The organism is Bradyrhizobium sp. (assembly GCF_035935975.1).
Classification (GTDB): domain Bacteria; phylum Pseudomonadota; class Alphaproteobacteria; order Rhizobiales; family Xanthobacteraceae; genus Bradyrhizobium.
In genome coordinates, this window is record NZ_DASYWN010000043.1 from 18,618 (window position 1) to 43,439 (window position 24,822).

Annotated in this window: 22 protein-coding genes; 11 read left to right on the forward strand and 11 right to left on the reverse strand. The window is 62.5% G+C overall.

The genetic code is table 11. From position 1 onward, the window contains the following. Window positions 1-302 precede the first annotated feature (302 nt). Complete coding sequence (gene allE / locus VGR99_RS26125) at window positions 303-1,100, forward strand: (S)-ureidoglycine aminohydrolase (protein WP_326902549.1); 798 nt, start codon at window positions 303-305, stop codon at window positions 1,098-1,100. 105 nt (window positions 1,101-1,205) lie between these two features. Here allE and VGR99_RS26130 read toward each other — a convergent pair whose 3' ends face one another. From VGR99_RS26130 to VGR99_RS26155, 6 genes are all read right to left on the reverse strand, one after another. Next, entirely contained in the window at window positions 1,206-1,463 is a 258-nt protein-coding gene (locus VGR99_RS26130) for a 3-deoxy-7-phosphoheptulonate synthase (protein ID WP_326902550.1), read from the reverse strand. Continuing rightward, the gene (locus tag VGR99_RS26135) at window positions 1,460-2,398 is read right to left on the reverse strand and encodes a LysR family transcriptional regulator (RefSeq protein WP_326902552.1); all 939 of its coding nucleotides are present in this window, start codon (window positions 2,396-2,398) and stop codon (window positions 1,460-1,462) included. The genes VGR99_RS26130 and VGR99_RS26135 overlap by 4 nt, the downstream gene beginning before the upstream one ends. Window positions 2,399-2,667: 269 nt before the next feature. Beyond that, window positions 2,668-4,266: an ABC transporter substrate-binding protein gene (locus VGR99_RS26140; protein ID WP_326902554.1), complete on the reverse strand. Its 1,599-nt coding sequence runs from the start codon at window positions 4,264-4,266 to the stop codon at window positions 2,668-2,670. A 50-nt stretch (window positions 4,267-4,316) separates the two neighbouring features. Further along, window positions 4,317-5,978, reverse strand: coding sequence for a hydantoinase B/oxoprolinase family protein (locus VGR99_RS26145; protein ID WP_326902557.1), 1,662 nt, complete (start codon window positions 5,976-5,978; stop codon window positions 4,317-4,319). Window positions 5,979-5,997: 19 nt separating this feature from the next. After that, entirely contained in the window at window positions 5,998-7,689 is a 1,692-nt protein-coding gene (locus VGR99_RS26150) for a hydantoinase B/oxoprolinase family protein (RefSeq protein ID WP_326902560.1), read from the reverse strand. Further along, entirely contained in the window at window positions 7,686-9,773 is a 2,088-nt protein-coding gene (locus tag VGR99_RS26155) for a hydantoinase/oxoprolinase family protein (protein ID WP_326902562.1), read from the reverse strand. Before VGR99_RS26155 ends, VGR99_RS26150 begins: the two co-directional genes overlap by 4 nt. 83 nt (window positions 9,774-9,856) lie before the next feature. On the opposite strand from VGR99_RS26155, the gene VGR99_RS26160 reads away from it, so the two are divergent. The 7 genes from VGR99_RS26160 (at window position 9,857) to VGR99_RS26190 (ending at window position 17,207) form a co-directional block, all read left to right on the forward strand. After that, entirely contained in the window at window positions 9,857-10,645 is a 789-nt protein-coding gene (locus VGR99_RS26160) for a 2-hydroxychromene-2-carboxylate isomerase (RefSeq protein WP_326902563.1), read from the forward strand. 51 nt (window positions 10,646-10,696) lie between these two features. Next, a complete protein-coding gene (locus tag VGR99_RS26165; protein ID WP_326902564.1) occupies window positions 10,697-11,677 on the forward strand; it encodes an ABC transporter permease in 981 nt (326 codons plus the stop codon). A gap of 24 nt (window positions 11,678-11,701) precedes the next feature. Next, the gene (locus VGR99_RS26170) at window positions 11,702-12,613 is read left to right on the forward strand and encodes an ABC transporter permease (protein WP_326902566.1); all 912 of its coding nucleotides are present in this window, start codon (window positions 11,702-11,704) and stop codon (window positions 12,611-12,613) included. Beyond that, complete coding sequence (locus VGR99_RS26175; RefSeq protein WP_326902568.1) at window positions 12,610-13,632, forward strand: ABC transporter ATP-binding protein; 1,023 nt, start codon at window positions 12,610-12,612, stop codon at window positions 13,630-13,632. Before VGR99_RS26170 ends, VGR99_RS26175 begins: the two co-directional genes overlap by 4 nt. Next, on the forward strand, window positions 13,613-14,545 hold the full coding sequence (locus VGR99_RS26180) for an oligopeptide/dipeptide ABC transporter ATP-binding protein (protein ID WP_326902570.1): 933 nt from the start codon (window positions 13,613-13,615) through the stop codon (window positions 14,543-14,545). The genes VGR99_RS26175 and VGR99_RS26180 overlap by 20 nt, the downstream gene beginning before the upstream one ends. 46 nt (window positions 14,546-14,591) lie before the next feature. Then, window positions 14,592-15,794, forward strand: coding sequence for a PatB family C-S lyase (locus VGR99_RS26185; protein ID WP_326902572.1), 1,203 nt, complete (start codon window positions 14,592-14,594; stop codon window positions 15,792-15,794). A 165-nt stretch (window positions 15,795-15,959) separates the two neighbouring features. Next, window positions 15,960-17,207 (forward strand): cation:proton antiporter, encoded by a 1,248-nt coding sequence (locus VGR99_RS26190; RefSeq protein ID WP_326902574.1) that lies wholly within the window; start codon window positions 15,960-15,962, stop codon window positions 17,205-17,207. 9 nt (window positions 17,208-17,216) lie between these two features. Here the strand turns inward: VGR99_RS26190 and VGR99_RS26195 are convergent, their stop codons facing one another. The 4 genes from VGR99_RS26195 to VGR99_RS26210 all read right to left on the reverse strand — a co-directional run bounded on the left by VGR99_RS26195 (window position 17,217) and on the right by VGR99_RS26210 (window position 21,286). Next, a complete protein-coding gene (locus VGR99_RS26195; RefSeq protein ID WP_326902576.1) occupies window positions 17,217-19,154 on the reverse strand; it encodes an adenylate/guanylate cyclase domain-containing protein in 1,938 nt (645 codons plus the stop codon). 94 nt (window positions 19,155-19,248) lie between these two features. Next, window positions 19,249-19,743, reverse strand: coding sequence for a hypothetical protein (locus VGR99_RS26200; protein ID WP_326902577.1), 495 nt, complete (start codon window positions 19,741-19,743; stop codon window positions 19,249-19,251). 83 nt (window positions 19,744-19,826) lie between these two features. Beyond that, a complete protein-coding gene (locus VGR99_RS26205) occupies window positions 19,827-20,945 on the reverse strand; it encodes a DUF937 domain-containing protein (RefSeq protein ID WP_326902579.1) in 1,119 nt (372 codons plus the stop codon). Between the two features lie 92 nt (window positions 20,946-21,037). Beyond that, complete coding sequence (locus VGR99_RS26210) at window positions 21,038-21,286, reverse strand: hypothetical protein (RefSeq protein ID WP_326902581.1); 249 nt, start codon at window positions 21,284-21,286, stop codon at window positions 21,038-21,040. A 234-nt stretch (window positions 21,287-21,520) separates the two neighbouring features. Between VGR99_RS26210 and VGR99_RS26215 the strand changes: the two genes are divergently transcribed. The 3 genes from VGR99_RS26215 to VGR99_RS26225 all read left to right on the forward strand — a co-directional run bounded on the left by VGR99_RS26215 (window position 21,521) and on the right by VGR99_RS26225 (window position 24,073). Beyond that, on the forward strand, window positions 21,521-23,104 hold the full coding sequence (locus tag VGR99_RS26215; protein ID WP_326902582.1) for a hypothetical protein: 1,584 nt from the start codon (window positions 21,521-21,523) through the stop codon (window positions 23,102-23,104). A 26-nt stretch (window positions 23,105-23,130) separates the two neighbouring features. Continuing rightward, a complete protein-coding gene (locus tag VGR99_RS26220; RefSeq protein WP_326902583.1) occupies window positions 23,131-23,535 on the forward strand; it encodes a hypothetical protein in 405 nt (134 codons plus the stop codon). A 247-nt stretch (window positions 23,536-23,782) separates the two neighbouring features. Continuing rightward, a complete protein-coding gene (locus VGR99_RS26225; RefSeq protein ID WP_326902584.1) occupies window positions 23,783-24,073 on the forward strand; it encodes a hypothetical protein in 291 nt (96 codons plus the stop codon). An 82-nt stretch (window positions 24,074-24,155) separates the two neighbouring features. Here the strand turns inward: VGR99_RS26225 and VGR99_RS26230 are convergent. Next, on the reverse strand, window positions 24,156-24,822 hold a 667-nt coding region (locus VGR99_RS26230), incomplete at its 5' end, for a hypothetical protein (RefSeq protein WP_326902586.1).

The window sequence follows — 24,822 nt, forward strand, 5'->3', positions numbered from 1 at the left end:
CCTGGCCGGTCACGCCAGTGATGAGAGCGATCCGCTCAGACATGTCCGCTACCTGCTCCCGACGCCGTCCAAGGGGGCGGCGGCTCGAATTCCGACCGAGCCCCGCCTTCTTTGACAGAACGGCCGCCGGGGTCAACCCGGCATGGCGGGCATCGCCCAACCGCCGTTGCGGGACATCACGCCCTCAACTATCAAACTGGAGCCGGTATGAACCACACCACGTTCGCACGCGTCGCATCGATCCGGTCTTCCGCCGACTCTTCGCGGCTGCGCGCTGTTGCGGATTGACTGAGGACTCCGAGATGCATCCCACCGATCTGCCTGCCCAACCCGGCGTCGTTCGTCCCGGCGCGATCGGCCACAGCCGCGCGGCCGTCGGCCGCAATTTCGCGTTCGTGCCGCCTGAAGGCGTCCTGAAGAGCCGGCTGCCGGCGTGGTCGTCAACGACCGTGCGCTTTCTGGCCGCGCCGTCGCTCGGCGCCGAGTTTGCCCAGTTCATGCTGGAGATCGAGCCCTCGGGCGGCACGGCCCGGCCGATCTGCGTCGACCTTCAGCATTTCTTCTACGTCGTGTCGGGCGCCGTCAACTTCACCCTCGGCGCCGAAGCCCCGACCTCGCTGACCGAAGGTGGCTTTGCCTATGTTCCGCCGGGCACGTCATTCACGATGTCCTGCCCTCCCACCGCGCCTGCTCGCGTTCTCGCGCTCAAGAAACGCTATGAAACGGCCGAGGACATCGCGGCACCGGCGGCCATCATCGGCCAGCAGCAAGCGATGCCGATGACGAACCACACCGGACTCCAGGGCCGCGGCTTCAAGCACCTGCTGCCGATGGGCGACCTGCGGTTCGATTTCGAGATGAACCTGATGTTCTTCCAGCCCGGCGTCTGCTTTCCGGCCGTCGAGACCCACATCATGGAGCACGGATTGTTCATGCTGGAGGGGCAAGGCCTGTATTATCTCGGCAATAGCTGGCACGAAATCTGGGTCGATGACTTCATCTGGATGGGTTCGTTCTGTCCGCAGCAATTCTATCCCACCGGCTCGAGCCAGTCGGTCTATCTCCTGTACAAGAACGTCAACCGGGATGTCGTGCTCTGACGAGAGCTGCGGGGCAGCGAGCGCAATCGCGCGAGATCATTGGTGCGGGTGGAGGGTTCGAACTCTCGTATTCAGCTTGGAAGTCTTCGAATTTGCCTTACGGGCTCAGAGCCCGTTCTGACAATTCAGAGCCTTCTCATGCGTCCTGCCCTCCGAGCGGCCTCCCTCCATTCGAAGCTGCTTGCCAGCGATACGCTCTGTCCTGGCCATCTCGGCAATCAGAAGCGCTAGCTCGAGGGCCTGGTTGGCGTTCAGTCGCGGGTCAACCGCGGTCTGGTACCGCAGTGACAACGACTCATCCGTGACGGATCCGGCTGTCCGAGCGCAGCGTCGCGCGACCGGATCCAATCTCGTCTCAGTCACCAGGGTACATGCTTCAATTTTTGTACCAGGAAATCCGAGAATACCCTGACCTTTGGCGCCAGATGCTTGCTGCTGCTGTAGGCAACGTAGACCCCCGCTTCGGGCACGCTCGTCCATTCCGGCAGCAAATGGACCAGATCGCCCTTCTCGATACTCTCATGGCAAAGATAACTCGCGACCAGACCGATCCCGCGATGACGTAGCGTGGTCTCATAGATCGCTTCAGAATTGTCGGATCGAAACTCCCCGGACACCTTCACTTCGTCAATCCGATCCTCGCGCTTGAAGCGCCAGACGCTGCCCGACGCGGAGTAGTGGCTGAAGCTGAGACAATGATGCGAGGCCAGCTCTGACGGCTCCTTCGGCGTGCCATGCCGCTCAAGGTAACAGGGCGATGCAACGACGAACCGGCGATTGTCGGAAATCTTGCGGGCGATGAGCGTGGAGTCGGGCAGGCTGCCGATCCGCACCACCGCATCGTAGGATTCTTCGATCAGATCAACGAAGCGATCGGTATAGTTGGCTTCAACCCGGACCTTCGGATAAGCGTCAAGGAATTCGCTGATGATCTCGGACAGCTTGAGCCGACCGAATGCAACCGGAAAGCTGACACGCAGCAGTCCACTCGGTTCGGAATTCAGCGATGCGATCATCGCATCCGCATCGGCCAGATGATTGAATATCTGCACGCATTGTGCGTGATAGAGGCGCCCGGCTTCGGTCAACGCGACCCGCCGCGTGGTGCGCTCGAACAGGCGCAATCCCAACGCGTCCTCCAGCCGCGACACTTTCCTGCTCACCGTCGAAGGCGAAGTGCCGATCACGTTCGCGGCGGCGATGAAGCTCAGATGCTCGGCCACCGATACAAACGAAGCAATCAGATTTAGTCGGTCGACATCGATCGACGATCTGGCGCTTGAATCAACATTCCGCATTGCCACCTCTTGCTCTGGAACCCTCCTCTCCCTTTCTCCGTTGTTGAAGGAGCTAAGCAAGTCGTGTGCCATGCACTCACCGCGGTGGGATACCAGGCGCCGATCCCGGACAGCGCCAATCTATCGGCGCTCCGATCGCATTCGCGGACGCGCGCCCAGGCCGTCACGTCTTCAGGTCGCCTGCAAATCTTGCAGTTGCTCTTGCAGCACGCGCCATGCGCGATGAAGAGGCACTCTTCATCGGCAGGTCCCGATCCTCTCAATCGACGTCACGTTGCGATGTAGACGCGCGCCATGGTTCCTTCAAACCCCTCGGCATCGGTGGTATGATCCTTGATCTTGGCTTGGCTGATGGTCAGCCAGGAGGGCTGTGCGATCGGGAAATTGGGCACGTCGCGCATCACGATCTCCTGGATCTTCTTCCATTTCGCGATACGGTCCGCCTTATCGAGCGACACCGCCGAAGCCTCGAGCAGCTCGTCGACCTCGGGATTGCTGTAACGCGTCCCGTTGGAAAACGGCACGCCCTTGATGTAGTTCTTTGACCAGTAGAGGCGCTGCACGCCCACTTGCGGGTCGAACAGATTGCTGATCGACGCGAGATGGAGCGCGAACCCCCGGTCGGTGTAGACGCGCTTGACGAGCGTGCCCATGTCCTGGCCGCGAAGCTCGACGCCGATCCCCGCGCGTCCGACCGCTGCCCGGAGGAATTCGGCGAGCACACGCTGCTCTTCGCTGGTGTAGTCCAGCGTCAGGGTAAATCGCATGCCGCCGCCCTGGCGCTTGTATCCGGCTTCGTCGAGCAGTTTGTTCGCGGCAGCAACATCGAACGGATAGGGCGTCGGCTGAACGCTGTGAAATTCCTTGTGGTACGGCACGACCGGTGCGGCCGAAGGAATGGCGTTGCCGAAGAACACGATTTTGCAGATCGCCTCCCGGTTGATGCAGTGAGCAATGGCCTGCCGCACCTTGAGGTCTTTGAGATAGTCGTTGTCCAGATTGGCTTCGAGGATGATGATGTTCGGCGGATCGTATTCGTAGCCTTTCTCGTCAAAACTGATCTTGGGGTTCGCCTTCAGCCGATCGACGTCGCGATACGGGACCGGCGTCCGGTAGCCGAGATCGACGTCACCGACCTCGAAGGCGACGGTGCGCGCAGCCGGATCGGGAATGAAGCGCGAGACGATCCGGTCGATATACGGCAGATCCTTGTTCCAGTAGTTCGGATTGCGATCCAGGATGACGTGACTGCCACGCACCCATTCCTTGAACATATAGGGACCGGTACCGATCGGCGCAGTGTTATTGGCATGAACCAGCGGATCGGCATCGCCGTAACGATGTTTCGGTGCGATCGGCGATTCTGCCGATGACATCGCCGTCAACAGATATGGCGTCGGCTTTTCCAACCTGAGAACGACCGTGTATTTGTCCGGCGTCTCGATCGCCTTGACCTGACCGAAGGTCGTCCGGCCGCGCGGATGCAGCTTCTTCAAGACCGAGATCGAGAAGGCGACGTCCTCGGAGGTGAACTCCTGGCCGTCATGCCATTTGACGCCCTGGCGCAAGGTGAAGGTATAGGTGAGGCCGTCCGCAGCGACGTCCCATGCGGTCGCGAGCAACGGCTGCGGCTTCATGTCGAGATCGAACTGAAGCAGGCCCTCCGTGATCCGGGGGCTCAGCACGAGGCTCGCCGTATTGACCAGCGAGAGCAGCGCGGGCGGATCGCCATACTGCACGATGGTCAGCACGCCGCCCTTCTGCGGACCGCTCGCTGCGCGTGCGACCCGCGGGTCGATGACCGTTCCAAGGCCCAAGGCCGGCAGCGAGCAGAGTCCTGCAAGTACGGTACGCCGATCTGGATTCATCTGCCCCAATTTTCCACTCCTCGGTTGCTCGATTTGCGCTGGAACGATCGCTATTCCGCTGCCGCTGGGAGCTCCAGGCCGTAAAGTTCTCGGGCGGCCTCTGCAGAGATCAGCTCGTGGGCGAGATCAACCTCGATCATCGCACGCTCGCGTGTCCTGGGATCGCCGACGCCGCCGCCGCCGGGCGACATGATGATGACGCGGTCGCCGGCCGGAATCCGGTGCTGCCCCTTGCCCGCGAGCCTCGCGCCGGACCGCAGCCGGATGATGCCGGCCGCGCCGAAGTCCCCGCCATCGACGCCGCGCGCCGGATGGTCGACCCGCTCATAGGTCGTGTTGTAGAGGAACGTCTCGTCGATGGTGTTCTCGATCTCGATGACCTGGCCGAGACCACCTCGCGTGCGACCCGCGCCCCCGGAATCCTGCCGGTAATGCTTGCGCCAGACGATCACCGTGGACATCGATTCGAAGATTTCGACCGAGCCACCGCGCACGCCGCTCGGAAAGCCGGTTGCGGACATGCCGTCGCGGAACGGCAGCGCCCCCATGCCGCCGGTCGTGGTGATCTGAACCTGAAAGCGCTCGTCAACCCTGGCCGGGCTGGTGCGCGGTCCCATGATCGTGATGTTCCACAGTGCGCAGGCGCCCTCCGCAGGCACCCGGTCCGGAATGGCCTGGCGCAGGCAGCCGAACACCAGGTCCGGCAGCATCAGGCCGACCTGGCTGCGGGAGATCACCGCCGCCGGCTTGATGGCGTTGAGGATGCAGCCTTCCGGCGCGAAGATGGTGCGCGGCTCCAGCGAACCGGCGTTGTTGGGAATGTCGCGGGCAATGATGCAGCCGAGCGCGTAGGACGTATAGGCCAGCGTGTAGCAATACGGCACGTTGAAATTGTGCCGGGTCATGCCGACCGTGCCGGTGTAGTCGACGTGAATGCGATCATCGGAGATGGTGAGCGCGGCCTTCAGTTCGATCGCCTCGCCCTGCCCGTCCAGTGCCAGCGAAGCATGCCAGGTGCCTTTGGGAAGTTTTGCGATCTGCGCCTTCACCGCGGCGCGCGAGGCATCGATGACGTGGTCTGCGAGTTCATCGAGGTCTTCGAGCGCGAACTCGTTCATCATCTCCAGAAGACGCAGGCAGCCCACGTCGTTGCAATTCATCAACGAATAGACGTCGCCGACGGTCTCGACCGGCTGGCGCGTATTCGCGCGGATCACCGCCATCAGGGATTCGTTCAGCACGCCCCCATCGACGATCTTGAGAATGGGCAGATACAGCCCCTCCATGAAGACGTCGGTCGAGCTGTGCCGGTCGACCAGCCCGCCAATGTCCATCAGATGGCTGTTGCAGGCCAGGAATCCGACCAGTTCGTCACCGCGAAAGCATGGCGTGGTCAGCGAGATGTCGTTGGTGTGCCCGGTGCCCATCCAGGGATCGTTGTGGATGAAGACGTCGCCGGGCTGCATGGTCTGGATCGGGTAGTGATCGATCACATGGCCGACTGCCAGCGCCATCGAGTTGATATGACCCGGCGTTCCGGTCACGGCCTGGGCCAGCATGCGTCCCTTGGCGTCGAACACACCGGCAGCGAGATCGCCGGATTCACGGACGATGGTGCTGAACGCGGTGCGCTGCAGCGCCTGCGCCTGTTCCTCCACCACCGCAATCAGGCGGCTCCACATGATCTGCTTGTCGATGAGACTGGTGCTCATTGGCCCATCCTTGCCTGCATTATTTCGCAGCCTCGACCAGTTGCGGCTCCGGCCGCGCCACGTCGAGCCCATAGAGCTTGCGCGCGGCATCCTGCGAGATCAGCCCGTTTGCGAGATCCGCCTCGACCAGGGCTCGCTCCCTCGTGCGCGGATCTCCGATGCCGCCGCCGCCGGGCGATGAAATGATCACGCGCTCGCCGACCGGCACCAGATGGCGCCCCTTGCCCGGCAGCTTCCTGCCGGAGGACAAGCCGACATAACCGGCGGCACCGTCCAGACCGCGATCGAACCCGCGCGGCGCGAATTTGATGCGCTCGAACGCGCAATTGAAATAGAACGGCTCGTCGATTCCGTTCTGCATCTCGATCGCCTGCCCTAGACCTCCGCGCGTCCGTCCGGCCCCACCGGAGTCTTGCCTGTATTCCTTCCGCCAGACGATGACCGTGGACATGGATTCGAAGATCTCGATCGGACCGCCGCGCACACCGCTCGGAAATCCGGTTGCCGAAAGACCGTCGCGGAACGGCAGCGCGCCCATGCCGCCGGTCGTCACCACCCCGACCATGAACTCCTCGCCGAAGCGCGCCGGGCTCGATTTCGGACCGCTGGCACCGATGTTCCACAGCACGCCAGCGCCCTCAGCCGGCACGCGATCCGGGATGGCCTGCCGCAGACAGCCGAACACGAGATCTGGCAGCATCAACCCGATCAGATGGCGGGCGACCACGGCGGCCGGCTTGATGGCGTTGACGATCGAGCCTTCCGGAGCCGACACCGTCCGCGGCTCCAGCGAACCGGCATTGTTGGGAATATCGCGCGCGATGATGCAACCGAGCGCATAGGACGTATAGGCCAGCGTGTAGCAATACGGCACGTTGAAGTTATGCCGGGTCATTCCCGACGAGCCGGTGTAATCGACGTGGATGTTGCCGTCAGACACAGTCAGGGCCGCCGTCAGTTCGATCGGATCCGCGTGCCCGTCGACCATGATCGAGGTCCGCCACGTGCCCCGCGGCAGCTTCGCGATCTCCGCCCTGACCGCCTCGCGCGAGGTACTGATGATGTGCTCGGCGAGTTCGTCGAGTTCCTCGAGCCCGAACTCGTCCATCATCTCGAGAAGACGGGTGCAGCCGACGTCATTGCAGTTCATCAGCGAATAGACGTCGCCGATCGTCTCCATGGGCTGGCGCGTGTTGGCACGGATCACCGCCATCAGCGATTCGTCGAGCACGCCGCCATCGACCAGCTTGAGAATCGGCAGGTACAGCCCTTCCATGAAGACGTCGGTCGACGCGGACATGTCTCGCAGGCCGCCGATGTCCATCAGATGGCTGTTGCAAGCAAGAAAGCCAACCAGTTCGTCGCCGCGAAAGCATGGCGTCGTCAGCGAGATATCGTTGGTATGCCCGGTCCCCAGCCAGGGATCGTTGTGGATGAAGACGTCACCGGGCTGCATGCCGTGCGCCGGATACTGGTTGATGACATGGCCCACCGCGAGCGCCATCGAATTGATGTGACCTGGCGTGCCGGTCACGGCCTGCGCCAGCATGCGCCCTTCCGCGTCGAACACGCCGGCCGCAAGATCGCCGGACTCGCGCACGATGGTGCTGAAAGCGGTGCGCTGCAGGGTCTGTGCCTGCTCCTCGACGACCGCAATCAGTCGGCTCCACATGATCTGCTTGTCGATGACGTTGAGACCTGGCTTGCTCACGCGTTCATGCCCTTGCGTTCCATCACGATCGACCCAAGGCTGTCGATCCAGGCATCGAAGCTTTCGGTGATGAAAGTCGATGTCTCTTCCTCGGCGATGATCGCCGGGCCAGCCAGACGAGCCCCGACCGGGAGCTTGTCGCGGCGATAACGCGACACGTCGATCGGCTTGCCGGCCTTGCCGTCGAAGATGCGAATGCTTTCGCCGGCCTGAGCCGAGGAGAATTGCGAGACGTCCTTGACCTGCTCGGGCAATCGCGAAATCGTCGAGACGTTGACGGACCAGGCCATGATCTCGATCGCCGCCGCCGGGATCGCGCGGCGGAACAGCTTCTCGTAATCCGCTTCATACCGCGCACGTAACGCCACGGTGTCGGTCGCATCGAGATCGCGCAGCGGCAATTCGACCGCGATCTCGTGTCCCTGCCCGACATAGCGCATGAAGGCGACCCGCCGCTCCGCGACGGGCTCCCCTTGCGCCGCCGGCTCGACCCAGGCGCGGATGTCACGCGACATGGCAGCCAGCAGTTCCGTCGCGGCTGCTGCGTCGAAACTCTCGAGTCGCATGTATTTGGTCTTGACCATCTCGTACGAGATCGGCGCGGCCAGGAACCCGACCGCCGACCCGACGCCGGCGTTCGGAGGCACGATGACCCGCTGCGCGCCGATCTTTTCGGCCACCCGAGCCACGTGCAGGGGCGCGGCGCCTCCAAACGCGATCACAGTATGGTTGCTGGCGACCACTCCGCGCTCGACGGTATGAACCCGCGCCGCGCTTGCCATGTTCTCGCAGACCATCTCATAGACCGCGTAGGCCGCCATCTCGGCGTCCAACCCCAAAGGTTCACCTATGGCGCTCTGAAGCGCAGTCTTGGCAAGATCGGGATAGAGCTTGATGGTGCCGCCGGCGAACGTCGCCGGATCGATCAAACCGAGCGCGACGTCCGCGTCGGTCACCGCGGGATTTGATCCGCCTATATTGTAGCAAACAGGTCCGGGCACCGAAGAGGCGCTCTCGGGGCCCACCGTCACACGCTTCAGATTGTCGAGCCGTGCGAGCGACCCGCCGCCGGCGCCGATTTCAACCATCTCGATGACCGGAATGCGGACCGGCAGACCACTGCCCTTGAGGAACCGCGCGGCGCGATCCACTTCGAACACGCGTGAAGTCTCGGACCTGTACTCGTCGATGATCGACACCTTCGCCGTTGTGCCGCCCATGTCGAAAGCCAACACCTTGCGCTCACCGAGCCGCGCCGCCACCTGGGCCGCGAACACCGCACCGCCGGCCGGCCCGGATTCCACCAGTCGCACCGGAAATTTGCGTGCAGTATCGACCGACGTCAGTCCGCCGCCCGACGTCATCAGGCACAGCGCGCCGCGAAAGCCCATCGTGTCGAGCTTGGACTTCATGCGCGCCAGATAGCTGTCCATCAACGGCTGCACATAGGCATTGGTGACGGAGGTCGATACGCGCTCGTATTCGCGGATCTCGGGGCAGACCTCCGACGACAGCGTGACGTAGAGGCCCGGGATGACCGATCGCAAGAGCTCGGCGGCAGCCTTCTCATGCGTCGGATTGGCATAGGAATGCAGGAACGCGATCGCCACGCTCTCGATCCCATGGGCCGCCAGCTGCTCCGCCACGGCACGCACGTCCGCTTCGTTCAAAGCGAGACGGATCTTGCCGCGAGCATCCACGCGCTCGCGGATCGTGAAGCGCAGCGGCCGTTCGACCAGCGGCTTGGGACGTATCAGCGCAAGCTCATATTGATCATAGCGGCTCTCCGTGCCGATCTCGAGCACGTCCCGGAACCCGTCCGTGGTCAGCAGTGCCAGCTTCGCGCCACGACGCTCGATGATCGCATTGGTCGCGAGCGTCGTGCCGTGAACGAAGATGTCGACATCCGCAATCGATCTTCCGGCACGCGTCAGGATCTCCCCGACACCACGCAGCACGCCCTCTTCCGGCGACGCCGGCGTCGTCAGCACCTTGCCGGTCCAACGCTGCGCCCCATGCTCGAGAACCACGTCGGTGAAAGTCCCGCCGACATCGGCAGACAGTTTGAGCTTCGGTTCGCTCATGGATCTCACGCCCTCCATCATTGCGGCACGAGGTCGCACCGCTCACGAACCACGGCGTCATTCCTCACACGGCAATTTCTGACATGAGCGGCGTCACGATGAATAGTTTCATTTTTGAAATGATCTTTTGCAAAAGACCCAGCAAAGCGACACCGAAAGCGATGGCAAAGCAGGCGGCCATCTGCACTAATCATCGGCGCGGGATCGACATTGATCGATACCGCAGTACTCATCGTCAGCTGACTAGCCAACGCATCCGGTTCTCGGTCCACATGCCCCAATCGATCGAATATTACTTCTCCATCAGCTCACCGTGGGCCTATCTGGGCCTGGAACGACTGATCGCTTTGGGCCAGCGCACCAACGTCACGATCGAGCCGCTTCCGATCACGACCATCGATGAGCACGGGTGGATTCCGATGAAGCGCAAGTCCGCAGCGCGCCAACGATACGGCCGCGCCGAGATCGGGCGCTGGAGCCGACATCTCGGCATCGCCATGCAGCAGGACCGGCCGATCGATATCAAGGATCCGACACCCGCCGCGAGAATGGTCGTCGCAGCAGACGTCGATGGAAAGGATGCGCTGGCGCTCTCGCTTGCCCTGCAGCGCGCATATTGGGAGCGCGCAGCAGACATCGGCGCGCCGGCCGTTCGGGGCGAGATCGCCGATGCGATGGGATACGACGGCCGGCGACTGCTCGACGCGGAAAGCAGCTCTGCAGTGGCTGCGAAATGGCAGGACAACAGAACCCGCGCGATCGAACTCGGCGTGTTCGGATCGCCGACTTACGTGTTCGACGGCGAACTGTATTGGGGTCAGGACCGGCTGGACTTTCTCGAACGTCATGTCGTCGAGGGCGCTCCGGCATGACCACGGCAAGCATTCCGGCGCCGCGCGGCCGCGCAGGGAGACGTTAAACGCATGGCACTCGGCCCCGCCCGACGGATGTTTCAGCGCGTCGCGGTTCAGGCGATCCCGACGATGCTGGGAATCATCGCCCTGAATTTTGTGCTGCTCAATCTGATGCCCGGCGATGCCGCCGATGCAATCGCCGGCGCGTCCGGATCCGCAACCGTGGAAACGATGGCGGCGCTTCGCCGCACACTCGGGCTGGATCAGTCGCTGCTGACGCGCTTCATCAACTACGTCATCAATGTCGCCTCGCTCAACCTGGGAACGTCGAGCAATTACGGCACACCGGTGATCCAGGTGATCATGGAGCGCCTGCCGAACACGCTGCTGCTGATGTTGTCGGCCTTCGTCATCGCGGTGACGTGCGGCATCGTGCTGGGCTGGATCATGGCTGCGTTCGCCAACAGATGGCCAGATCGCCTCCTCACCACGATCGTGCTGCTGTTCTATTCCGCACCGGGATTCTGGATCGGCCTCATGGCGATCGTCTTGTTCTCGGCGCGGCTCGGCTGGCTGCCGTCCGGAGGCAACGAGACGATTGGCGTCGGGCTGAGGGGGCTCGCGATGGTGCGCGACCGCGCCGCGCACCTGGTCCTGCCCGCCTTCGCCCTGGCAACATTCTTCATCGCAATCTATGCGCGCCTGACCCGCGCTGCGATGCTCGACGTGCTGCGGCAGGATTTCATGCGCGCGGCGACGGCCAAGGGCCTGCACCCTCTGGTGCTGCAATTCCGGCACGCCCTGCGCAACGCCCTGATCCCGGTGACGACAGTGGCCGGCTTGCATCTGGCCAACCTTCTGAGTGGCGCGGTCGTGGTCGAGACCGTGTTCAACTGGTCCGGGCTCGGCCGCCTCACGATGGATTCGCTGGTCGCGCGCGACTTCAATGTGCTGCTGGGCATCCTGCTCCTGTCATGCATCGTCGTGATCGTCACCAATGTCATCATCGACTGGATCGTGATGTGGCTCGATCCGCGCATCGAAATGTGAGTTCCAACCGTTGGCAGATGATGCATGACAGACGCCGTCGCTGAGAGATCCGGCGCATCGCCCTCGCCCGCGAGCACCGTCGCTCCGCCCGTGTCGAGCCCGGCACGGCGCCTGTTGCTCAACTGGATTCGGGATCCTTTTCTTTGCGTCGCCACGTTCCTGCTCCTCGGCGTCATCGCGGTCGCGGTCGCCGCCAATGTGATCTTCCCCGGCGATCCGCTCGATATGGTCGGATCGCCCCTGCTCTGGCCCGGACAGGATTGGGAATTTCCGCTCGGCACCGACGCACTCGGTCGAAACCTCGCCGCCGGCATCGTGCACGGCGCGCGGGTCTCACTCCTGGTCGGCATCTTTGCCGCGCTGATCGGCCTCTTCATCGGTACGACAATCGGGGCCCTTGCCGGGTATTTCGGCGGCATCATCGACAACATCCTCGTCCGGGTCACCGAACTGTTCCAGACCATCCCGGCGATTCTGCTGGTGATCGTCATTCTGGCAATCGGCGATCCCTCGGTGTTCCTGATCGTGCTGTCGATCGGCATCGCATCGTGGCCGATGATCGCGCGACTGGCGCGCTCGCAGTTCATGGCGTTGCGCGACGCCGATTTCGTGATGGCGGCGCGCGGGCTCGGATACAGCACGCCTCGCATTATCGTCAGTGAAATCCTGCCCAACGCGTTACCGACTCTGGTGGTCGCAACCTCCGTGCTGGTTGCGAACGGCATTCTTGCCGAGGCCGGGCTTTCGTTCCTCAATCTCGGCGATCCCAACCAGGTCAGCTGGGGCAGCCTGATCGGCAGCGGCCGCACCATGCTGCGTAACGAATGGTATATCAGCGGGCTGCCAGGGCTTGCGATCGTCCTCACGGTGCTCTCGATCAACGTCATCGGCGATCGCCTGACTGACATCCTCAATCCGCGATCGGGGGCCAGATGAATTCGTCGCAGCGGCGTCATCCGGTTCTCGAAGTGCTGGACCTCAAGGTCGGCTTTCCCCAGAGCACCGCGGTGCACGGCATTACTTTCGCGATCGAGCACGGAAAGACCATGGCGCTGGTCGGTGAGTCCGGCTGCGGCAAATCACTGACCGCGTTCTCGATTCTGCGACTGTTGCCGCCAACGGCCGCGATCCTCGGCGGCCAGGTCGTGTTCGACGGCCAGGACCTCGCGACCGTGTCCGCGCGCGAGCTGCGCCGGATCCGTGGCAAGGGCATTTCCATCATCCTGCAGGAGCCGATGACCTCGCTGAACCCCGTGCTGACGATCGGCACACAGATCTGCGAGATCATTCGGCGGCACGAAGGTTTGTCGCGCGCCAAGGCCAAGGCGCGCGCGCTCGAACTGCTCGATCTCGTCGGAATCGCCGAGCCGCAGCGACGCTTCGATCAGTTTCCACATCACTTCTCCGGAGGCATGCGTCAGCGCGTGATGATCGCGATCGCAGTCGCCTGCAATCCCCAGCTGCTGATCGCCGACGAGCCGACCACCGCACTCGACGTCACGATCCAGGCTCAGGTGATGGAGCTGTTGAACACGCTGCGCCGCCAACTCTCGATGGCCATGCTGCTGATCACGCATGATCTCGGCGCCGTCGCGCAATGGGCAGACCGCGTCGCCGTGATGTATGCCGGCCGGATTGTCGAGCAAGCCGACGTCGCCGAATTCTTTTCCGACCCGAAGCATCCCTACTCCCAGGGCCTCCTGGCGTCGTCAGTCGGCGAGGACGCGCATTACACCGAGCGGCGTCTGACCGAGATCAAGGGCTCGATCGCCTCGGCGGCGGGCGCCACCGGATGCGCATTCGCGCCGCGGTGCCCAAAAGTCGCGGCGGCCTGTCACCGCGCGCCGCCGGCTCTCGAGGTGATCGGCGGCGGAATCATCCGCGGCGGCTGGTCGGTCGCGTGCTGCCAACTCCATGCCACGGAAGGCCATCACGATGCCGTTGCTGTCGGTTGAGAATCTTCGCACCAGCTACACCTCGCGCGGCCATACTTTCCATGCCGTCGACGGCGTGACGCTCGACGTCGCGGAGCACGAGACGGTCGGGCTGGTCGGCGAATCCGGTTGCGGCAAGTCCACGCTCGGCAAGACCGTGGTGCGTCTGCTGCGTCCCAGCGCGGGTGCCATCCGGCTGGATGGCGAGGACATCAGCCAGCTCGGCGAACATGCCCTGCAGCCGCTACGGCGCCGCGTTCAGATGGTATTCCAGGATCCGTTCGGCTCGCTCAATCCGCGCCAGAACATCGGCACCATTCTCGATACGCCGCTGAAGGTCCATGGCATCAAGGATCGGGAGGCGCGACGGCGCCGGGTGCTGGACATCGCCGGCAAGATCAGCATTCCGCAGTCGGCGCTGCAACGCTACCCGCATGAATTTTCCGGCGGTCAGCGCCAGCGCATCGGAATCGCGCGGGCGCTGATTCTCAATCCGAAGCTCCTGGTCTGCGACGAGCCGGTATCCGCGCTGGATCTGTCGATCCAGGCCCAGATCCTCAATCTGCTGGTGGACCTGAAGAAGGAGCTCGGACTGGCGTATCTCTTCATTTCGCACGACCTGTCGGTGGTGCGCTATTTTGCCGACCGCGTGCTGGTGATGTATCTCGGCCGCATTGTCGAAAGCGCCGATCATCGCGCGCTTTGGCGCGACCCGCGTCATCCCTACACCCGCGCGCTGCTGGCCGCGATCCCCTCGGCCCGCCCAGACAGCAAGCCAGCGACGGTTCTCGCCGGCGAGGTCGGACAGGGCACTCCCGAACGCGGCTGCCGGTTTCGGATGCGCTGCCCGATCGCCGTCGAGCAATGCAAGACCGACGATCCTGCACTACGCAAGCTCGCAAATGGCAATGCGGTGGCCTGTCATCTCGGCTAGGCTGCCCATTCCTCCCCTTCTGTCCCCGGATCTCATTGAAAGCGTTGTGACCGCCACCATGCCCCAGCCCGAGCCGATCCACTTCGAATTGTCCGAGACCGCTCTGCGGGCGCGCCGCAACGCCAAATGGAACCAGTACGAACCGGGCGTTTTGCCCGCCTTCGTCGCCGACATGGATTTCGCCGTCGCCGCGCCGATCCAGCTGGCGATCGAGAAGATCGTGCATGCCGGCGACTACGGCTATCCGATGCGCGACGGACAGAAGCCCGATCGCAGTGTCTCCATCGCCTTCTCCGCGAGGATGAAATCCCGCTACGGCTGGGAGTTGTCACCCGACCTGGTGCTGCCGCTGGCCGATCTCGTCCAGGGGACTTACGCCCCGATCCTGGCCTTCTCCGACCCCGGCGACGGAATCGTGCTCCAGGTCCCGAACTATCCGCCGTTCCGAGATGCCATCACGACCACGGAGCGCCGGCTGCTGCCCCTTGCGATGCGCGACAACGGCAGCCGCCATGTCGTCGACATGGACGAGCTGGAAAAGCTGGTGGATGCACGGACCCGCATCTTCATCCTCTGCAATCCGCAAAATCCGACGGGGCGCGTCTTCACGCGGGACGAATTGACCGCGTTGAGCCATTTCGCGGAAGCGCACGATCTGATCGTGATCTCGGACGAGATCCACTCCGACCTCGTCTATCCCGGTCACGAGCACATCCCCTTCGCCTCGCTCAGCGCCGAGGCCGCAGCCCGCACCATCACGCTCAATTCGGCGACCAAGAGCTTCAACATTCCGGGCCTCCGCTGCGCCGTGATCGCGTTCGGCAACGCCGCGCTCCGGGAGCGCTTTCACAAGCGGATTCCGCTGCGGCTGACCGGCTCGGCCAATGTCGTCGGTGCGGATGCCACGATCGCCGCCTGGACCGAAGGCCAGCCCTGGCTCGATGCTGTGCTCGCCCATCTTCTCAAGGCGCGAAATCGCGTCACCGAAGTGCTGTCGAAGGAAGCACCCCAGATTCGCTTTCACGCGCCGGAGGCGACCTATCTGACATGGCTCGACTGCAGCAGGCTCGAGCTCTCTGCCTCGGCGTTTCAGTATTTCCTGAACGCCGCGAAGATAGGGTTTTCCGCGGGCGAGACCTTCGATCCTGCGTGCCCGCAATTCGTCCGCTTCAACTTCGCGACCTCAATGCCGATCCTGGACGAGATGCTGGACCGCTTCGTCACGGCCACAAGGCGAAACGCACGTTGATCGCGTGCTACGGGCGACGGGTTGTCCCTGCCAAATGTGGCGGCTGCGCCTCAGGATGGTGCAGAGGTCTCGATTAGCCAACCGGAGCTTAGCGCCCCCCGGTTCCATCCCGCCGAGAGTCCCTGTAATATCGTCGCAGATCAGCATCTGACGCGGGGGCGTGCGTTGGAATTCTTTTCCCATTTGCCGATTTTGACGTCCTTCGCGCTGACGTTGATGCTCACGCTGGTGCTGCCCAGCCTCATGGAGCGCCTGCATCTTCCTCGTCCGGTCGGATACATTCTCGCCGGGGTCCTTCTCGGCCCCAACGTGCTTTCTGTCCTCAATCCGGATGGAAAGGTCGTCAGCTTCTTTGCCGAGCTCGGCAAGCTCCTGCTGATGTTCTTCGCCGGCTTCGAAGTGAACTTCGCGCAGTTTCAGCGAGCCCGAAACAAGGCGGCGACTTTCGGCCTTCTCACATTCGCCTTTCCCTTCATCTTCGCGATCGGCATGGCGGCAACGATCGGCTACTCGGCCAACGCATGCGCGGTCATTGGTGCCATCCTTGCCTCCCACACGCTGCTGGGACTGCCCATCATCAAGGACAGGGGATTGATGGGCCTGGACGCGGCTGTCGTGACCGTGGGGGCGACGCTCTTCACCGACATGCTGTCGATCCTGGTGCTTGCGATCTGTGTGCCGATCCACGTCCAGGGCTTCGAGCCGGTCGGCGTGCTCAAGACCATCGCATGGCTCGCGATCTACGTGCCCGCGATCCTGATCGGCCTGAGCTGGCTTGTCGAGCGCCTGTTGAAGACTTTCGGCACGAGCCGCGTTTCCAGCGCGTTGATCATGCTCGTGACGATGGCCGTTTCCGCGCAGGCCGCGGAATGGATCGGCATGGAAGGCATCATCGGCGCCTTTCTTGCGGGCGTCAGCCTGAAGCGAGCGTTCGGAGAATTGAAACACGACGATTCGCTCGAGGTCATGAGCCAGGCATTGTTCATCCCGGTCTTCTTCATTGCCGCCGGCTTCCTGGTCGACTTCAAGGTCTTCTTTGGCACGCTGAGCCACCAGCCCTTGCTCGTGCTGGGGGTGCTTTCCGCCCTGTTCGGCGGCAAGTGGCTTGCCGCCGAGGCCGCCGGCCGATGGCTCGGCTATAGCCGTCCGGAGCGGGACCTGATGTTTGCGTTGACCGTTCCTCAAGTCGCGGCGACTCTGGCCGTTGCGCTCGTGGCGTACGCGACGATGAACGCGTCCGGCCAACGGCTGATCGACCAGGCCATGCTGAACGCGACCGTGGTCCTTGTCATCGTCTCCTCGTTGGTCGGCTTGGTCCTGACCGAGCGCGCCGCCCGGCTGGTCAAGCAAGAGCCAGCTCAGGCACCGATCGCGTCCGCCGGCCTTGCCGATGCTCCACCAAGTGCCGAATAGCGTCGTGTTTCAGCCGCGCCCCTCACTCACCTCCATTGCACCGGCATCCTCGTTCGAGACCTCGCCGAGAAGCTCGTAGACCCTGGTCTCGGCCGCCATGCCCTTCGCGACGACGGTGTCGACGAACCTGCAGCGGAAGGTCTCCTTCACACGCAGATAGACGCCCTCGCTCACGAGAATCTGAGTGTCGTACTGCTTGTTGAGCCCTTCCAGGCGAGCCGCGAGATTCACGACGTTTCCGAGCGCGGTGTAGTTCATGCGCTCCGACGAACCGAGATTTCCGACCACGGCTTCGCCAACGTGAATGCCGAACCGCGTGAAGAAGGATGGTAGCCCCTCCGCTTCGAATTGCCGGTTGACCTTCTCGTTGGCGGCCCTTGCCTGCAGGGCAGCGCGGCAAGCACGTTCGCAATGATCGCCCTGGGGGTTCGGCGCATTCCAGAACGCCATCACGGCATCGCCGATGAACTTGTCGACCGTACCGCCCTGAAGCAGGATGACGTCCGTCAGAGCGGTGAAATAGCGGGACGTCTGCTGCATCAGAACATCGGGATCGGCATTCTCGGCGATCGTGGTGAAGCCTCTCACGTCGGTGAACAGCGCCGTGATCTCCTGGCGCACGCCGCCGAGCTCGGTGGAAATCGAATTATCGAGCACGCCTCTGACGATCGCGCGCGGCGCCAGGCGCGAGAACAGCCAGATCGCCCGTTGGGATTTGTGAATTGTCAGCGCCAGAATATCCAGCTCCCTGATCAGCGAGCCGATCGGCGCATTCGGCGGTGGCGCCATCGTCTGCAATCGGGCGGCCTCGGCCGTGATGTCGCGGATCGTCGTCGACATCCGCGTTCCGAAGATCCAGGCTGCCGGAATGAACAAAAGGCAGGCCAGCAGCGCAATCAACCGAGCTTTTCGATCGAGCGCCCGGATGCCCTCGGCGAATTCGTCCTCGGGCGCGACCAGCAGCACGTTGGCCGGGAGGTTCGGCCCCAGCGCGATGGTTTCAAGGCGGGCGAAATACTGCTTGCCGTCCTTCCAGGCGAGCTTTTGCCTGTATGGACTGCTCTTGTCCCAACTAGCGATGATCTTCCCTTCAAGCGTATCGCGAAGATCGGTCGCGCCGGGAAGTCTCGGGCCCGCCGGGTCGGTGGATGATTTTTCAAAGAGCGCCGAATAGTCCGGATGAACGATCAGCGTGCCCTGATCGTCGAAGATCAGCAGATGGCCCTTCTTCCCGAATTTCACGATCGGGGCCGATTTGCTGTAGCTGTCCAGCTTGAGGTCTAGCCCCACCACGCCGCGCGCCTGACCATCGACCGGCACGCTGAAGGTGATCATGGGGACGCCGAGGTTGAACGAGAGATAGGGCGCAGAGGTCACCAGGTGTCCCGCCTTACGGGCGTCCAGATACCAGTTGCGCTGGCGCGCATCATAGCCACGCGGTGGAATGTCGATCTGTCCGAGCGGGTTGCCGGTCTTGTCCTGGAACACGCGTCTGGTCGGCAGTTCCTCGCCATCCAGCCATTGCGTCGTCGTCACACCATACGCTGCATCGGGCGGGCCGCCGACCCGGTCGCGCTGCGGGCCGCTCATCCCGCCCAGTCTCTGCACCTGGAGCCAATGGCCATTGTCATACCCGACATAGATGCTGTCGAGGGCCGGCCATTGCGCCAGATTTCCCCTGAGGACTCCTACCGTCGGGCTGGTGTCGCCGGGCGTCGAGGAATTCATGATCGCCGGCGTGAAGGCCAGCGCGCGCGACATGCGCGACAACATTTCGACCTGCAGCTGGAGCGAGGAGATCGTGCTGCGGCTCGTGGCATCCATGGTCGAGGTCGCCGCCTCCTCCGTGGCGAGATCGAGCGTCAAAACCTGAACGAAAAGCAGCAGCGCGGCCAAAAGGCCGATCATGAACATCACGCAGGCCGTGAGGGTGAGGCGAAAGCTCATGTTCGACTTCGCCGTTTCCGTTGCGAGACATTGCCTTGGGTCAATGATGGTCATTGACCCAAGGCATGAAAAAAGGTCCGTCTCCCGATCGAGGTTAGATACCAAGTGCGCGGGAGATCTCGCCAAGCGTTGCCTTCTCGGCGTCACTGACCTGAACGCCTCCGCCAAACAGGCCGCCGCCTTCCGATGCAGCCTCGGCCGTTTTCTGGCTGATTTGACGCAGCCAGCCATTGAAGGCCGCCGCGTCACCCGGAGCCTTCGCGGCCAGAAGCGCCGCAACCTCATGCAGGGAAGCGATCGTCTTGCTCTTGATCTCATCCGGCTTGCTGTTGGCAAGTTCCGCCTTCAGCCCGTCATGAGCCGCCGCCCGGCCTTCACTGGTCTGGAAGTCGGCAACCACAGCCTTGACCAGCGAGTTGGCATTGGCATCGGTCGCCACCTTGGCAAGCGCCGCGCCTCCGGCGAACGATTCCTTCAGAAGGCCGAACAGGCCGCTCGGTTCAGCGGCTGTAATGGCCATTCCCGCATTCATCGGGCTTCTCAGAAGCAGCGCCCATTCATCCTTGGTAAAATTGGTCTTGTCGGTCATGGATCTCTCCCTTGTGACGGGCAACCTGACGCGGTCAGGGCGTCGCGTCGCCGCGGGTGGTCACTGGATTGGTCGTGCCGGTTCTAGACCTTCGCCAGCGCGTCGAGCTTGGCGCGCAGATTGTCGATCGCGGGCTTTGCGACCGTGCCGGCGGGCGTCGCCATGACCTTGTCGCACATCTGGTTGATTGCCGGGGTCGCCGCGATGATCAGCTTCGCAAGCGCGCTCCGTGCGTCCGGAGAAAGCCTGGCCGCCCGCGCGGTGATGCTATCGAGCTGCGCAACGGCATCGTCGATCTTCGGTAGCGCCGCCGTCGCGCTGCTTTGATCGGTCATGGTCGGCAAGGCCGCCTTCAGCGCATTGACGGAGGAGCTGAACTGACTAGCCAGGTTCACGCCGTCAACAGTCATATTCGCAGGCGCCACGCCCACCGTTTCAGTTGCGGACCGCGTGGCGGTGGGAATTTCAGGAACCGTCTGGCCCGGAAGCAGGTACCAGAAAAGACCGCCGAGGATGACCAGCGCGGCGAGCCAGTATGGCCATTGCCCACCGCGGGCGGCAGACGCGGCCTGGCTCGCGCCGGCGGCAGCCCGTTCGGAAGCGCTGGCGACCCGGCTTCCTGCAGCGGCGGCCGTGGCCATTCCGCTGCGCACGCCCGCTCCCGCCTTGTCGATCAGGCCGGCGGTGCCGAGCTGATCGGCGAGACCCGGCGGGATCGCTGCCATGATCTGGTCCTTCTGCGAGCGCAGGACCGAGGCCAATCCGCCGGCATCCAGCCCTGCGTCACGCTGCTGCTGACCGAGGGTGCCCAGCACGAGCGGGCCGACGAGGGAGAGCAGCGACTTGCCGCCGCTCTCGCCGGTCCCTGCGAACCTGCCGACCGCCTGGGCCATGGTGTCCATGGTGCCGCTACCGAAGAGCCCGGACAGCATGTTCGAACCCGTCTGGGCCAGGCCCTGGGCGCCGGAGTTGCGCAAGAGGTCGACGGGACTGGCGCCTTGCTGTTGCGACAACAGTTTCGACAGCTGGTTAGCGCCGGCCGGAGTTCCGACCAGATCGGCCAGGCTCGCCAGTATTGTCGGGATCGACGCTCCCACAGCCTTTTGCGCTACGCTTTTGTCGATGCCGAGAAAGGACGCGATCTGTGCGATGACGTCAGGAGTCAGGAGTTGGCTTGCAATTGCACTGAGATTGATGGCCATGGCGTTTTCTCCACTCGGTTACAGTTGGGTTAGCCCCCCACCGCAAATCGATGAGAAAGTCCTCTCTCATCGAAAGTAGTCGCTTCCGCCGATCAGCTGTTGAAAGTCGAATATGCGCCGCCAAGCAGGTTCAAATTCGACGCGTCGAGGCCCTCGCAGCTCGAACGTCTCAAACCGACTGCCGTCCCTCCGCAATGAATCCATCGGTCATAAGTCTGCTGCGCCGGATCGAGCTGCAGCACATGTTCGCCGTCGCCAACGGCGGTGGCCGCGATCACCGTACCGAGCGCAATCCCGCCGGCGATCTTGCCATAATAAGGCCGCGGCGCCCATCCGCGCACCGGGCGAGCGGGTCAGGTTCGTTGTCATGTCCGTGCCACCCTTTCTGTGATCGATCACCATGACGCGGCTTCTTGGAATCCTGCGCCCGATGAGAGCCCGAGAATGTGGGTGTAAGGCCCCATCCATACGCTGTGGATTGATTAACCGGCGGCCAAGGCCTGTTTGCAGTACGGACCCAAGGCTAGCTAACGAAGATAAAACGACTTGGATCTGAGAGCTGAGTTTGCCTTCTTGTGATGTGGATCGCTACGGTGCGGGAGCGTGCTTCCACGACATCGCCGAGCATTCTTCTCTTGCAGACAATTATAAATAGAATAATATCTCAATATAGCTTTTTAATTGCTGCGCCGCATCTTGTTGGGAGCGAACCCATGAAAGACGTGCGCCTTTGCCACCGGGTTACCGCGAGTCTTTTGAGTGTCATTGCGCTTGGCGCGGCTTGGCTCTTGCCTTCGTCTGCTGTCGCGCAGGCGCCATGCGCGCCACCAATCGCCGCGCCCAATTTGGACGCGCCGGCGGCCACGGTGATTCCTGCCGACGTCTGCAACACGGCATCCTTCCCGGGCAATCCGATCGCCTTTTTCGACGACTATTCCTGGCGCACATTCATTGCACTGATGTGGCCGGCGTTGGGCGGGCAACGCGGCAAGCCGGACCCGAACCAGCCGCTCACGGCTGTCGACGTGCCGCTCGTGTTCGAGACCTACAAGGCCGACTGGGAAACCTTTCAGCCCGGTGGAGCTCCGCCATCCGCGTTCGACAGCAATGCGAGCTTCTGGACCAGCAACCCGTCGCAATCGCCGTGCCCGCAGGCACAGCCCGGTGACTTCCTGCTGGCGCCGATCTCCAAGTTCGGCAATGTCGGCCTGGCTGGCACTGGCGATCTCGTATCTGTCTTGATTGCACAGAACGGGACTTTTGTTCGCTACATCGCGGCCTACAACGAAGTCGAATTCAACCAGATCCTGGCAAAGCAACTCTATCTGGCATCAAACCTGCCGCAGAACCAAAATCCGGCCGGTCCCGCGATCGTGTTCCAGAACGGGGCCCTCGACGTCAAATCGTCCTGGATCGATATGAAGAGCGTTGCTCACCCGGAGCGCTATCACACGCGCAAGGCGTGGCTCGTCGATCCGATTTCTGGCCAGTGCGGCGCGACGCCTGCGACCGTCGGCCTTGTCGGACTGCACATCGTGCAGAAGACCTCGTCGCGACCGCAATGGATATGGTCGACGTTCGAGCAGATCGACAACGTGCCGCCGCCGGGCTATGTGCCGCCACATCCGCCGACACCGCCGAGCCAGATCTTCACATTCAACGACGGTACCGCGACCCCGATGCCCGGCGGCATTCCGCCGAGCTTCGTCTGGGCGACCGCCAAGAACAACCCGACGCCTCCCCAGCCCGTCAATCTCCAGAGACTGACGCCGATCAATCCCAGTACCGTGGCGACAAATGCTATCTGGGAGGGAGCGCTCAAGGCGAGGAACAGCGTCTGGCAGTTTTACCAGCTCGTGATGACGCAGTGGCCCGTCAAACCCAATTCGCCCGCAGATCCGGGAACGCCGGGCTTCACCTTCCCCGGCACCGGCGCCACCTCGGCCTTTGCCAACACGACGCTCGAGACCTGGGATCAGACTAATATCCGCACTGGCTGCATGAACTGCCACAACATCGTGCAGAACAACGACTTTCTGTGGTCGTTGCAAATGAATGCCTTCACGCCTGCGCAGGTCTCGTTCGGGCTCAGGCCGGCATCGTCGGCCGTCGGCGAATTGAGGAGCTTGCTGAACGAGCAACTCAAACAGGCCCGCTAGAAGGGACAAACTCGTGGAGAACGCTCATGGCAAATCCGCCTATCGACTCCTATAACGGAAACGGACTGACGCTTGCCGCTTATCTCGACGGCATCCTTCAGCGAAACAACGAGACGAGTGGAGTTCCCGGCTCGCCTCACAAGAATTTCTGGAAAACGCTTAACTACCAGCAGTTCACGACGGGTAACGTCCCAGGCGTATCGTTTGGACCGTCTCCGCCCTATCCCATTCTGATCGTCGGCAATGCGGCGCAATCCAACTTCGTGCTCGCGCTTCAGGGCGTGGGCCCGCTGTTCGACAACGACACCGGCGCATTCGGAGAAATGCCGGCCAACGCCAACCCGCCGACAATGCCTTTCCTCACCGCGGCTGAGGTCCAGCCGATTGTCGACTGGATCAACAACGGCTGTCCCAACCCGGGAGGCAGTTGACGATCCGAACCTGCGAATCTTGTTACGGAGGAAAATGGACGGTCGACAGCTTCAGAATGAACCGATCCGAAAAAATCACGACTGGAGCGAAAAATCACGACTGGAGCGGGTGAAGGGAATCGAACCCTCGTATTCAGCTTGGAAGGGTTTCGACGGCTGAAGCCGATCAACGCCCGTTTGGACAAATGCAGCCTTAAAGCCGCATTGGCGCAACAGTGCTTCTTGCCACTGTCAAAACGACGGGGCGATGGAGACCGGTGCCGAATGGGCGCGACGACCCACGGTCACGCACCTGAGCCGCAAGGTCAAGGAAGTGATCCGCGCCGCTGGCCTGCGTGACGCGCTATCGTTCACCTCATTCCGTCACGGCGGATTCACCGAGACCGGCGACGCCGAGCTGACCGACCGCGAGATTATGGCGCAAGGTCGGCACAAGTCGGTGAAGGTGCTACCGAAATATGTAAAGCGCACCACGCGGCAGGTGACGATTGGTGCGCTGAAGCGGCGCGCGGCGCGTGAAACGAAGACGGAAACGTGAGATGAACGACCCGATGGAGAATGTAACGGATGAGTTCATCCGTGCGAATGTTCTGACGACGCCAACTCTCATCCGTAGACGGCTAGTTGACCTTGCATTCCTTAGTCAGGCGCGCAAACGCCTTCGCGTTTCCCTTAGTATTAAAGACAGTCGTGTGTGAGACACCCCGATTGCTTTCCTGTCGCACGGCAATTTCCTTGCCGTCGCGTATTGAGCGGACGACCTCAGCTGTCACGTCCACCTGAATAAGCGTTTCGTTTACTGCTACGCCTGTCAGTTCGAGCACCGGCTGCTTATCTACTCGCAGCTTGATATAGAATTCGTCGCCGACTTTGTATTTTCGAGTGGCATCATTTATTCCGCCTGTACCAAGCGAGAGAGCCTTCTCGATGCACCGCACTGCGAACATATTCCCCGCGCCATCACCAGTGACGGCAAAAAATGTTCCGCCGCTCTCGAAGCGATCTTCCTTCTCACTAACTAGCCAATTACCAACTAACTTTGTACCATCTGCTAGTCGCGTCTCGCTGTCGTAGCCGCTCAGATCGGGAATGCCGGGCGACCTTTTGGAAATGCCGGGCGACCTTTTGGGAATGCCGGGCGAGTTGCGCAGCGAAGCGATCTGCCGGTTCAGGCACGCGCCGTAGGCAACGGGTCCGTTTGTCCGTTCCACAACGCAAGCAAGCTCGATTGTATGTCGCGTCTCGTCGTCGTAGCCACTCAGTTTGGGGATGCCGGGCGACCCTCGC